The organism is Mesorhizobium sp. M0598 (genome assembly GCF_040320865.1).
Classification (GTDB): Bacteria; Pseudomonadota; Alphaproteobacteria; order Rhizobiales; family Rhizobiaceae; genus Mesorhizobium.
The window spans coordinates 446289-458227 of sequence record NZ_JAMYQL010000001.1 but is presented as its reverse complement, the minus strand read 5'-3'; the positions used below and the strand labels follow the sequence as shown (position 1 = coordinate 458227).

Sequence of the window (11939 nt, the reverse complement as noted above, 5' to 3'; positions counted from 1 at the left end):
GGCGCACTTGGAGCGATCCACTTGGACGCACAAAGTACGCTCCAACATTTTTTGAATCCATGCATCGTGCTTTCCGAAAATCGATTCCGATTTCTCGGGCCGATGCATCGACGAGAGCGATATAAGGAAATCGGCGGCCTCTGCCAATCGGCCAAGGTCATGATGAGGCTGCGCTTCGCTTGGCGCAGACCCCAATGCGATGTGCGTTCAGCGGTCGAAGACCAGCTTGGAATAGCCGAGGAAGGACAGCGCCATGGCAACCAGTGAGGCGACCGCAAGGGCGACGAGCGGCGGCACCATCGGCAGCGCGAACAGCATGGCGCAATAGACGAGATAATTGACGAGGCTGGTGGCAATGCCGACGCCGCCATAGCGTGCGCCCTCTTGCGCGACGCCGCGGCTGGAAGGCGAGAAGGTCAGATGGCGGTTGATCAGCCAGGTGACGGACAGGGCAAAACCGATCGAGATGATGCGAGCCGCGAAGGGGCCAAGCGGCGCTATCGCCAACACCAGCCAAAGCGCCGCCGCGTCGGCGACGAAGCCGATGCCGCCGGCGACAATGAAGCGGGCGAGGCGTCCCATTTAGGGCTCTAAGCCGCCCGCGGGGTCTTGCGCGGTCCGGTCTTCAAAGTCGCGAGCGCACTTGCTCGTTCGCGTTCGACGCGGCCGGAAGGCATCGACAGATAGAAGATGCGCTTCTGCTCGGCCCGGCCGCGCGACACCGAATCGAGGATTACCCCGGTCACCGCCGCCAGCATCGACAGCAGCAGCAGCCCGACCGACAGCACCCACGTCGGCATGCGCGGCACAAGCCCGGTTTCGGCGAACTCGATCAGCACCGGCGCCATCAGAAACAGGCTTGATGCCAGGAAGAACACCGAAAAAGCGCCGAAGAAACGCAGCGGCTGCGTCTCCTTCATCAGCATGGCGAACATCCACAGGATCTTCGCGCCGTCGCGAAAGGTCGACAGCTTCGACGAGGAGCCTTCCGGCCGGCGGCCATAGTCGAGTCCGATCTCGCTGACCGGCAATTTGAGCTGCGAGGCGTGCACCGACATTTCGGTCTCGATCTCGAAACCGCCGGAAACGGCGGGAAAACTCTTGACGAAGCGCCTGGTGAAGGCGCGGTAACCCGAGAAGATATCGGTAAAGTCCGAGCCGAACAAACGTTTGTAGAGGCTGTTGAAGATGCGGTTGCCGAAGGCGTGGCCTGTCCTGCCGGCGTCGTTGGCGACGCCGCGCCTGGTGCCCACCACCATGTCGGAGCGCTCGGTCAGCAGCGTGTTGATCAATTGCGGCGCGTCCTCCGGCGCATAGGTGCCGTCGCCGTCGGCCATCAGGTAGATGTCGGCCTCGATGTCGGCGAACATGCGGCGCACGACATTGCCTTTGCCCTGGCGCGGCTCGCGCACCACGATGGCGCCGGCGGCGCGGGCTCGGAGCGCGGTCAGATCGCGCGAATTGTTGTCGTAGACATAGATCGCGGCGGCAGGCAGCGTTTCGCGAAAGCGCCGCACCACTTCGCCGATCGTCAGCTCCTCATTGTAGCAAGGCAGGAGCACGGCGATGCTCGGCTCATGGCGCACTTCTTGTGGCATTTTCGTCTCCGGATGCCCTGCGAGGCCCCTGACCGCTCAAGCGCCGGCCTCGCTCGGGCGGCTTTACTATTTATTGAAGCTGTTAAGGCTAGGTTTAAACCGCACCGTATTCCTTCCAAAGGTCCTGATATGAGCACAGCCGACGATGGCGCCTCCATTTGGAGGTCCGATATCGCGCTGGCGCTGCTTGCCACGTTGCTGGCACTTGCCGTCAATGCCCTTGCCGGCTTCCCGGAATTGACCAATGCCGGCGGCGACAACGACAATCTGCTGCGCCTTGTCGAAGTTCGCGACATGCTGGCCAGCCAGGGCTGGTTCGATCTGCACCAGTACAGGATGGGCCTGGAAGGCGGTTTCGTCATGCATTGGTCGCGGCTGGTCGATGCGCCGATCGCCGCCATCATCATCGCCGTATCGGCCCTGACCGGCAGCGCGGCCTTTGCCGAGAATGTTGCGCAAGTGCTGTGGCCGGCGCTGCTCTTCTGCCTGACCGTATTTTTCACGGCTCGCGCCGCGCGCAGCTTTGCCGGGTACGGCGCTGTGCTGCCGGCTGTCATCGTCGGCGCCGCCGCACTGCATTTCCTCGGCATTTTTTCGCCTGGCGCGCTCGATCACCACAATGTCCAGCTGATGCTGAGCATGGCCAGCCTGAGTCTGTTGCTTGAAGCGCCAACGCGCAGGCCGGCGGCAGTGCTCTCCGGCCTGTGCGCCGGATTGATGCTGGCCGTCGGCATGGAGACCGCGCCTTATGTTGCCACCATCGGCGCCTCTGTTGCCATGCTGTTCGCCGTCGGCGCCAATGGCGAGAGGTCGATTGCCAGGGATTTCGGCCTCGGCTTTGCCGGCGTGTCCGCTCTCGTCTTTGTCGCCAGCATTGCACCGTCCGCCTGGGATCAGGCGCAATGCGACGCCTTCTCGGCCGTGCAGTTGGTCGTCGCAGCGATTGCCGGAACCGGCCTTGCAGCCATAGCGTCGATCGAGCCGGCCGGCCGCACGCGCCAACGGCGGTTCGCCTCGCTTGGCCTGCTTGCCCTGATATTGGCCGCTCTCGTCGTCCTTTTGTTCCCACAATGCCTGGCGGCGCCCTATGCCAACCTCGATCCGCGCCTCAAGGAGCTATGGCTTGATCACATCGACGAGGCGCAATCGCTGTTCAAGCTGCTCGCTGAAGATCCGGCCGGGGTGGTGGCGCGCTATGCCACGCCGCTCATCGCGCTCGTGCTGATGGCGCTTCGCCTTGGCCGCGGTGGCTGGCGGCGGCAGGACAGCCTTGTCGGCGCGCTGCTTGTCGTGGCCTTCATCGTCAGCGCCTGGCAGGTACGCGGTTCGACATTCTCGATCGCCTTCGCCGTCATCCCGCTTGCCGCCTGGATTGCCAAATGGCGTCAACGGGCCGAGGCCAGCGCGTCGCGCGGTGTGGCGCTGCGCATGGCTGCCGTCTGGCTGGTTTCGGTGAATGCGGTCTGGACTGGGGCTGCCGCGGCGACCTCGGTAGCCTTCGACGACAGCAACACCACGGCGGATAATGGCGACGGCACCGATGTCGCTTGCCAGCGCATGGCCTCCTTTGCGGCACTCGGCCGCCTGCCCGGCACCACCGTGCTGGCAATTTCCAATCTCGGATCGCCTATCCTGGCCTATTCCGGACATCGCGTCTTCGCCGGGCCTTATCATCGCAATGTCGCCGGCAACCTGCTGGCGCTCGATGCCTTCCTTGGGTCCGATGCCGATGCCAGGACGGTCGTAGCGGATCATCACGTCGGCCTCGTCGCGCTGTGCCCCGGCAGCGCCGAAAGCAAGCTCCTCGCAGCCAAGGCGCCGGCAGGGTTTCTTGCCGGGCTGATGCGCGGCAGCGTGCCGGAATGGCTTGAGCCGGTTGCCGGGACCAGCGGAGCCGCCGTCGAATTGTACCGGGTCCGGCTGGGCAGCTGATCGATCGGCGGTCCGTGCGGCCTTTTGTCGGACATAAGTCCTGACAATCCACTCTTTCGCCTTGCCCGCCCGACACGGCTGGATAGGATGCGCGCCGGCCAGACCGCGATCATTGGACCGGGAGAGAATTCATGATGCCATCGGCGCGCTTTGCCGATCTCGAAGGCGCTTCGGTGCTGATCACCGGCGGCGGCTCCGGCATTGGCGCTGCCTTGACAGAAGGCTTTGTCCGCCAGGGGGCAAACGTCGCCTTCATCGATATTGCCGACCGTGCGAGCCTGGCGCTGGCCGATCGGTTAGAGAAGGAGCTGGGCCGGCGGCCGCTCTATCTCAAGACCGACATACGCGACATCGAGGCGTTGCGGCTATCGGCGGGCAAAGCTGCAGAGGCGCATGGCGACGTGACGGTGCTGGTCAACAATGCCGCGCAGGATGACCGTCATGCCGTGGAAGACGTCACGGTGGAGTTCTGGGACAACAATCATGCCATCAACTTGCGCCCGCATTTCTTCAGCGCACAGGCGGTGGCGCCGGGCATGAAGCGGGCCGGTGGCGGCTCGATCATCAATTTCACCTCGACCTCGTTTCTCATCAACCATCCCGACATGCCGGCCTATACCGCCGCCAAGGCCGGCATCGTCGGCCTCACCAAGGGTCTTGCCGGCAAGCTCGGCGTCGACGGCATTCGCGTCAACGCGATCGCGCCCGGCTGGGTGATCACCGAGCGGCAGAGAAAGCTCTGGGTCACCGAAGAAGCGCTCGCCGCTCATGTCGCCAAACAGTGCATCAAAGAGGTGATGCAGCCGGAAGACATTATCGGCACTGTGCTGTTCCTGGCGTCGGATGCCTCACGCATGCTGACCGCGCAGATGCTGATCGTCGATGGGGGGTTCCTGTGATCTCATCGAGCAAGGCAGCTTCCGTCGCGGCCGTCGACTGGGGCACCACCCGCATGAGGGTATGGCTGCTCGACGGCGCCGGCAAGGTTCTCGCCGAGCGGCGCGGCGATGACGGACTGATCACCGCCCAGGCTAAAGGATTTTCGTCCATTCTCGAAGGGCATCTGGCCGCCATGGGTGCTCCCGAGGCGCTGCCGGTCATCATTTGCGGCATGGCCGGTTCGCGCCAGGGCTGGCTGGAGGCACCCTATGTCAGCGTGCCGGCGCCGATAGGCGCTATCCTCGCTGGCGCTGCCCACATCCCCGGCCAGCGCCGTGATATCCGCATCGTGCCTGGCCTTGCCCAACGCATCGCCGATGCACCTGACGTCATGCGCGGCGAGGAAACCCAGCTTGCCGGCGCCGGTTTGCCGGCAAAGGGACGCCACCTCGTCTGCATGCCCGGCACCCATTCGAAATGGGTGCTGGTCGAGGACGGCTCTGTTGCCGGTTTCGGCACCTGGCCGACCGGCGAGCTGTTTTCGGTGCTGGCCGCGCACTCGATCCTGCGCCATTCGCTGGGCGAGCCGCCGAAGCCGGTTGCCGCCGAAAATCCATTTTTCCGGGAGTGGTGCCTGAAGGCGTTGGCCGAAGGCGGTGACATCGGTTCAAGACTGTTCTCGATCCGCGCCGCCAGCCTGCTGCAGGATCTGAAGCCCGAGGATGCCGCCGCGTGCCTGTCCGGCCTGCTGATCGGCGGCGAGATCGCTTCGGCAAATCGCCGTTATGGGGCGAGTGCCGTACCCGTCGTGCTGATCGCGTCGGGAGCACTCGGCAAGCTCTATGCCGAGGCGCTCGGCCTTGCCGGGCTCGCGGTCAGGGTGGTCGACGCCGACGAGGCGGTGCGTGCCGGTCTTGCTGAAGCCGCGCGCGAAAATGGCATGATCGCTGGAAATGGAGTTGCCGCATGACCGAAACCGCACCTTTTCCAAAGCTCGAGCGGGGTCTGGTCGCCATCCTGCGTGGCCTCAAGCCAAGCGAGGCGGTGGCGATCGGCCAGGCGATCTTCGGCGCCGGTATCGAAGCGATCGAGGTGCCGCTCAACTCGCCCGATCCTTACGCCTCCATCGCCAGCATTGTCGGAGCGCTTCCTCCAACAGCCTTGGTCGGTGCCGGCACAGTGCTCAGCGCCGCCGATGTCGACGGCCTGCACAAGGCCGGCGGGCGGCTGCTGGTCAGCCCCAATATCGATGCCGAGGTCATGGGCCGTGCCATGCACTACGGCATGGTGACGATGCCCGGCGTGTTCACGCCGACCGAGGCATTCCAGGCAATCCGGCTCGGCGCCTCGGCATTGAAATTCTTCCCGGCGAGCGTGCTTGGCGCGGCAGGCATTTCGGCGATGCGCGCGGTGCTGCCGGCCAGTGTGCTGGTCGGCGCGGTCGGCGGCGTTTCGGATAAGGATTTTGCCGGCTACAAGGCAGCCGGCGTCAGCGTCTTCGGTCTTGGCTCCGGCCTGTTCAAGCCGGGCATGAGCGTCGACGAAGTGGCGGCACGGGCGAAGGCTGCGGTCGTGGCCTGGGACGCGGCGTTTGGAGCGGCATGATGAGCGAGACCATCGTTTCGGTTTTTTCCGACCATGTCTGCCAACTCGGCGAGGGACCAAGCTATGACCCTGCCACCGACACGCTCTACTGGTTCGACATCGTCAACGGCCAGCTCCTCGAACAGCGCCTGTCGGGCGGTGCCGTCAAAATCCACGAGCTCGGTCAGATGGCCAGCGCCATCTGCATCATCGACGACCAACGCCAGCTGATCGCCACCGAGACCGGTCTGCATGTCCGCGACGTCGCGACCGGCAAGCTGACGCTGCACACGCCGATCGAGGCCTACAATACGGTCACCCGCTCGAACGATTCACGCGTTCACCCTTGCGGCGCCCTCTGGGTCGGCACCATGGGCAAGGGGGAGGAGAAGGCCGCCGGTTCGATCTACTGGTTCTTCAAAGGCGAGCTGCGCCGGCTCTATGCCGACGTCACGGTGCCCAATTCGATCTGCTTTTCCGAGGATGGGACGATCGCCTATTACACCGACACCAGCACCGGGCTGTTGATGCGCGTCGGCTGCGATCCGGCGACCGGCCTGCCGGTTGGCGAACCGAAGGTCTTCGTCGACCACCGTTCGGCCAAGGGCTATATCGATGGTTCGGTGCTCGACCGTGACGGCATATTGTGGAACGCCTGCTGGGGCGGCAGCGTCGTCGAAGCCTATGGATCCGACGGCAAGCTTATCCGTTCGGTGGCGATGCCGGCGACGCAACCGTCCTGTCCAGCTTTCGTCGGCAGGAACGCCGACCGGCTGGCGGTCACCTCCGCCTGGTCGGGCAAGAGCGAGAAGCAGCGCCTGCTCGACCCGCAAGCCGGCATGACATTCATGCTCGACATTCCAGTCAATGGTCGCTTCGAGCCACGCGTGCTGATTGGCTAGACCATGATCCCGAAAAGTGGGAACCGGTTTTCGGAAAAGATCATGGTCAACCAGGAAGATGGCGCCGTTGCTGTCGTGCAGGCGTCCAGCTGACGTCGGTTCCGCGAAAGCCGAATGCGCTCGCCGTGCGATGCTAGAACGGTTCATCGTTTCGCGGGAACGCCGAAACGCTCTATCTCTTTGTTTTGACGCAATTTCGGACGGAAAACCGTTTCACACTTTTCCTGGAATTGCTTTAGGCAATCGTGCTGCCGGGAAATCGTTTCGATCATGTCAAGCCGCGAGCCGAAGCTGATCCTTGTCTACGAGCCAGAAAAGGCTTGCTTCGATCGGCTGGTCGCCGATAACCACGTGCCGGAGCGTGCCGCCGAAATCGCCTCCTATCTGGCGCAATCGACCGATATCGCTGCTGAATTCGACGCACTTGCCGCCGCTTGCCAGAAGCGCGGCCTGTCATTTGCGCCGGTGACGCTCGACGACGCCGCAAGCGTTCTCGGCGGCGAGGACCCGAAGACCACGCTTGTCTGGACGCTGACCGACGGCGTCGCCTATTTCCGCGGCGGCGCCGCACCGGCTCTGGTACGGCTGAATGGCCTGAAGGCGATCGGCGCCGACGATGCGCTGTTCGCGCTCTGTCAGGACAAGTTCCGGTCCGGCGCCGTGCTCGGCGCGCTTGGCCTGCCGGTGCCGCAGGCGGGCCTTGCCCGTGACGGCGCCTGGCTGGTCGCGCCACCGGCCTCGCCCGCCGGCTGGTTCGTCAAGCCGAACCGGCTCGGCGCCAAGATCGGCATCTGGCCGGATTCGCACTGCCACGATCTCGGCCACGCGCTGGAGCTTAGCCGACGCGTCTTCGCCGCCTATCGCGACGATGTCATCGTCCAGCCCTATGTCGCCGGCTGCAACGCGCGCGCCAGTTTTCTCGGATTGAGGTCGGATACCGGCGTCGAGGCGCTGGGCATCGCCTTTGTCGATTCGGGCGGCGATTTCCAGACCATGCAGGACAGCCTGGCGCTTTACGGCGATACCGGCGCAGCGGCGAAAGCTGCGGGAAAATATACCGAGCCAGTGCTGCTGCCGGTCGCCGGCAGCCAGCCTGAAGCCGATGCAAGAATCCGTCGCATCGCCGAACGCCTGATGGTCGGGCTTGGCCTGCGGGATGTGTTTTCCATCGATTTCCGGGTCGAAGCCGACGACAGCGTCCACCTCATCGAGTTCGAGGTCTGCCCCGGCCTGCCCTGCTTCGATTTCCGCGATTACTGTCGCCAGCAATGGGGCTTGAGCCTCGCCGACGCGATGGCGGAGGCAGCGGCGAACCGGCTTCTCGCCTAAATCCCCTCGACCAGCACAATTTCACCATCGGCCACCTTCTGGCGGATCGCGACGGCGCGCTGGTATTCGGGCGAGTGGTAGCAGTCATGCGCCGCCGCAAGCGACGGAAACTCGATTATCACGTTGCGGTCGCGGCCCGGCCCCTCGGCCTTCTCATGCGCGCCGCCGCGCGCTAGGAACTTGGCGCTGAAGCGATCGAAGGCCGGTTTGGCGGCGGCGACATAGTCTTTGTAGCCTTCCGCATCGCGCACGTCGACGCGAGCGATCCAGTATCCCTTGGGCATGGTATTTCTCCTGGTTTTTGGCCGTGCGCGGACCGATTTTGAAAGTCGCTCCGGTGAGATGGCTGGGGGTGTTTTCGAGAACCGGAGCGGAGCGCACTTAAAGTACGTGAGCACCGGAAGCGGAGAAAACGCCGTCAGACGGCCGCCGGAGCAAGTTTCGGAATTGGTCCTCAGGCCGAGCGCATTTCATCGAGGATCGCTTCCGCCGCCGCCCGCCTGTCGGCCGCACCGACGATCGGCCGGCCGACGACGAGGTGGCTGGAGCCGTTGCGGATCGCCTGCGCCGGCGTCACCACGCGTTTCTGGTCGCCATGGTCGCTGCCCTTCGGCCGGATTCCCGGCGTCACGACCGCCAGGTCGGGGCCGACGATGCGGCGCACCGCCTCAGCTTCCTCGGCCGAGCAGACGATGCCGCCCATGCCGGCATGCAGCGCCTGCTCGGAGCGCCTCAGCACCAGTGTATGCGGATCATACTCATAGCCGGCGTCGATCACGTCCTGCTCGTCCATCGAGGTCAGCACGGTGACCCCGAGCAGGCAAAGGTCGCTGCCCCTCGCGGCCTCAACCGCCGCCTTCATCGTCTTCGGATAGGCATGGATGGTCAGCATGCTCATGCCCATCCTGGCGATGTTTTCGACGCCCTTGGCCACCGTGTTGTCGATGTCGAGCAGCTTCATGTCGAGAAAGATCCTGGTGCCGCCGCTGGCCAGCTCGCGGGCGAAATCGAGCCCGCCGGCAAAGGCGAGCTGGTAACCGATCTTGTAGAAGGAGACGATCCCGTCGAGCTCGCGCACCGCTTTCTCGGCTTGCTTCAGCGTCGGCAGGTCGAGGCCGACGATCAACCTTTCCTGCATCGTGTCGGCATGCGCGGCGTCCGGGATCATGCCTCGATCCGCGTCGACAGCATGCGCGAGGTTTCGATCAGCGTTCGGCATAGGTGCTCCATCGATTGGCGTAGTCTCTCGTCCCTGAACTTGCCCTCGTCGTCGAAGGCGTTGCCGCCCTCCGGCACCGAGCATTCCGGTGTCACCACCTCCATCCGGCAGCGTACCAGAACGGCGCGCAGATGGTTGATGCAGCGTATCCCGCCGAAGGGTCCGTTGGAAGACGAGCAGAGGCCGGCGACCTTGCCGGCAAGCGGCCTGAACGTCCGGCCGCCATCCTTGCGCAGCTGGCTCACCCAGTCGATGCTGTTCTTGAGCAACGGTGGAATGGAGCCGTTATATTCGGGCGTCGCAATCAGCAGCCCGTCATGGGCGGCGATCATCCGACCGAGCTTGACGGCGTTTTCGGGAATGCCTTCGTCCTTTTCCAAATCCTGGTCGAGGATCGGCAGCGGATAGTCGGCGAGCGAGATGCGGGTCACCTCGGCGCCCTGCATGGCGAGTTCCTTCTGTGCCACGTCGGCGGTCCTGCCGCTATAGGCGCCGCTGCGCACCGAACCGGCGACGACGAGAATTTTCGGGATCACAGCCATGGGTCTGCCTTGTCACCCGATGGGTATAAGACAAGTGCTATTCAAACCCAACGCTTCAATTCATACGGCCCCGCGTCGGTAGATCCAAAGCTGCGTCGGCGGAATGTTGCGGATGACGAAATGGAAATGCTCGACCGTATAGTCGCCGCGGCCCGGCGGGATCGGCGACAGCGGCCCGTAAGTCAGCTGCACGATCGGCCGGCCCGCCGGGATACGGTCGAGCAGGCTCTCGACATAGGCGATGCGCTGGGCGACAGGGAAATTGAGCAGCGGCACGCCCGATATCACAGAATCGAAGATCAGGTCGCGCTTGTCGCCAAGCGTCGCGTCGAGATTGAAGGCGTCGCCCTCGATGACGTTGACGCCTGGATAAAGCTGGCGCAGATGGCGCACGAAATCAGTGGAATATTCGACCGCGTAGAGATTCTCAGGCTTTATGCCCTGGGCGAGGATGGCGCGTGTGATGACGCCTGTACCGGGCCCGACCTCGAGCACCGGCAGGCCGGATGTCGGATCGACGATCGAGGCCATCTTGCCTGCGGTGATGGAACTGGTCGGGACGATCGAACCGACCGCCTTCGGCTTGTCGATCCAGCCCTTGAAGAACTTCAGCTCGTCGTCAAACTTTTCCGCCAGCGTCTTTCGCAGTCCGGGACTACGCGTCATTGAAAGTCCTCCTCAACGCTCCCTCGCATGCTACTTAGCAGTTACGAGGTGCAAGACAAGGCGAATCCCCGGATAAGGTGTTGATGACGCTCGGGAAGCATTTTCCAGGGATCAGCTTCAGTGCTCGCCGAACGTTTCGAAAAAGTCTTTCATGCGGGCGAAAAATCCGCTGGACTGAGGCGAATTGTCCTTTGAGGAAAGCTGCTCGAATTCCTCCAGCAATTCGCGCTGACGGCGCGAAAGGTTCTGCGGCGTCTCAACCACGGTCTGGATGTAGAGGTCGCCGATATTGGGCTGGCGCAGCACAGGCATGCCCTTGCCCTTGAGGCGGAACTGGCGACCGTTCTGGGTGCCTTCCGGCACCTTCACCTTCGTCTGGGTACCGTCCAGTGTCGTCACCTCGAACGAGCCGCCAAGCGCTGCCGTCGTCATCGAGATCGGCACCTTGCAATAAAGATCGGCCCCGTCGCGCTGGAAGAATTCGTGCGGCTTGACCGCGAGGAAGATATAGAGATCGCCCGACGGGCCGCCGCGCAGGCCGGCCTCGCCCTCATTGGCCAGCCGGATGCGGGTGCCATCCTCGATGCCGGCAGGGATGTTTACCGACAGCGAGCGCTCCTCGGTGACACGGCCCTGGCCGGCGCATTTCGGGCACGGATCCTTGATGGTCTGGCCGCGCCCCTGGCATTGCGGGCAGGTGCGCTCGATCGAGAAGAAGCCTTGCGTGGCGCGCACCTTGCCGTGGCCGTTGCACATCGAGCAGGTGACGGGCTGGGTGCCAGGCTTGGCGCCGCTGCCCGAGCATTCCGAGCAGGAAATCGAGGCTGGCACCCGAATCTGCGCGGTCTTGCCGGAAAATGCCTCTTCCAGCGTAATTTCCATATTGTAGCGCAGGTCGGCGCCGCGCTCGCGGCCGCCGGACGAGCGGCGCTGGCGCCCGCCCATCATGTCGCCGAAAATGTCTTCGAAAATGTCGGCGAAGCCGCCGGCGCCAAAGCCTTGCGCCCCGCCATTCATACCGCCGTGCTCGAAGGCGGCGTGGCCGAAGCGATCATAGGCGGCGCGCTTCTGCGGGTCCTTCAGTGTCTCGTAGGCTTCGTTGATTTCCTTGAACTTGTGCTCGCAGGCATGGTCGCCTGGGTTGCGGTCGGGATGGAACTGCATGGCGAGCTTGCGAAAAGCGCTCTTGAGCTCCTTCTCGTCGGCGCCCTTTTGCACGCCTAGCGTTTCGTAAAAATCAGCTTTCATGTTTTCCCGCAGTCCGGATAGTCAACGTCTTGAAGCATCG

Annotated in this window: 13 protein-coding genes; 6 read left to right on the top strand and 7 right to left on the bottom strand. The window is 63.8% G+C overall.

The features are described 5' to 3' along the window. Nucleotides 1-207: 207 nt before the first annotated feature. Nucleotides 208-582 (bottom strand): GtrA family protein, encoded by a 375-nt coding sequence (locus NKI59_RS02250; RefSeq protein WP_352472815.1) that lies wholly within the window; start codon nt 580-582, stop codon nt 208-210. 8 nt (nt 583-590) lie between these two features. Next, a complete protein-coding gene (locus NKI59_RS02245; protein WP_352472814.1) occupies nt 591-1598 on the bottom strand; it encodes a glycosyltransferase in 1008 nt (335 codons plus the stop codon). Nucleotides 1599-1727: 129 nt separating this feature from the next. On the opposite strand from NKI59_RS02245, the gene NKI59_RS02240 reads away from it, so the two are divergent. The 6 genes from NKI59_RS02240 (at nt 1728) to NKI59_RS02215 (ending at nt 8224) form a co-directional block, all read left to right on the top strand. Then, a complete protein-coding gene (locus NKI59_RS02240; protein WP_352702072.1) occupies nt 1728-3530 on the top strand; it encodes a GtrA family protein in 1803 nt (600 codons plus the stop codon). A 131-nt stretch (nt 3531-3661) separates the two neighbouring features. Next, the gene (locus NKI59_RS02235) at nt 3662-4429 is read left to right on the top strand and encodes an SDR family NAD(P)-dependent oxidoreductase (protein WP_352702070.1); all 768 of its coding nucleotides are present in this window, start codon (nt 3662-3664) and stop codon (nt 4427-4429) included. Further along, on the top strand, nt 4429-5379 hold the full coding sequence (locus tag NKI59_RS02230) for a 2-dehydro-3-deoxygalactonokinase (RefSeq protein ID WP_502901019.1): 951 nt from the start codon (nt 4429-4431) through the stop codon (nt 5377-5379). Before NKI59_RS02235 ends, NKI59_RS02230 begins: the two co-directional genes overlap by 1 nt. After that, complete coding sequence (locus NKI59_RS02225) at nt 5376-6014, top strand: 2-dehydro-3-deoxy-6-phosphogalactonate aldolase (RefSeq protein WP_352702066.1); 639 nt, start codon at nt 5376-5378, stop codon at nt 6012-6014. The genes NKI59_RS02230 and NKI59_RS02225 overlap by 4 nt, the downstream gene beginning before the upstream one ends. After that, a complete protein-coding gene (locus NKI59_RS02220; RefSeq protein WP_352702063.1) occupies nt 6014-6895 on the top strand; it encodes an SMP-30/gluconolactonase/LRE family protein in 882 nt (293 codons plus the stop codon). The genes NKI59_RS02225 and NKI59_RS02220 overlap by 1 nt, the downstream gene beginning before the upstream one ends. A gap of 270 nt (nt 6896-7165) precedes the next feature. Beyond that, nucleotides 7166-8224, top strand: coding sequence for a D-alanine--D-alanine ligase family protein (locus tag NKI59_RS02215; protein ID WP_352702061.1), 1059 nt, complete (start codon nt 7166-7168; stop codon nt 8222-8224). Here the strand turns inward: NKI59_RS02215 and NKI59_RS02210 are convergent. From NKI59_RS02210 to dnaJ, 5 genes are all read right to left on the bottom strand, one after another. Beyond that, nucleotides 8221-8508: a DUF1330 domain-containing protein gene (locus NKI59_RS02210; protein WP_352702059.1), complete on the bottom strand. Its 288-nt coding sequence runs from the start codon at nt 8506-8508 to the stop codon at nt 8221-8223. The two genes, NKI59_RS02215 and NKI59_RS02210, sit on opposite strands and share 4 nt — an antisense overlap. Nucleotides 8509-8678: 170 nt before the next feature. Next, the gene (pyrF, locus tag NKI59_RS02205; protein ID WP_352684079.1) at nt 8679-9392 is read right to left on the bottom strand and encodes an orotidine-5'-phosphate decarboxylase; all 714 of its coding nucleotides are present in this window, start codon (nt 9390-9392) and stop codon (nt 8679-8681) included. Continuing rightward, on the bottom strand, nt 9389-9985 hold the full coding sequence (locus NKI59_RS02200) for an NADPH-dependent FMN reductase (protein ID WP_352702057.1): 597 nt from the start codon (nt 9983-9985) through the stop codon (nt 9389-9391). Before NKI59_RS02200 ends, pyrF begins: the two co-directional genes overlap by 4 nt. A gap of 60 nt (nt 9986-10045) precedes the next feature. Beyond that, complete coding sequence (pmtA, locus tag NKI59_RS02195; RefSeq protein WP_352702055.1) at nt 10046-10651, bottom strand: phospholipid N-methyltransferase PmtA; 606 nt, start codon at nt 10649-10651, stop codon at nt 10046-10048. A 117-nt stretch (nt 10652-10768) separates the two neighbouring features. Continuing rightward, nucleotides 10769-11899, bottom strand: a complete 1131-nt coding sequence (gene dnaJ / locus NKI59_RS02190) for a molecular chaperone DnaJ (RefSeq protein ID WP_023679852.1) — start codon at nt 11897-11899, stop codon at nt 10769-10771. Between the last annotated feature and the right edge of the window lie 40 nt (nt 11900-11939).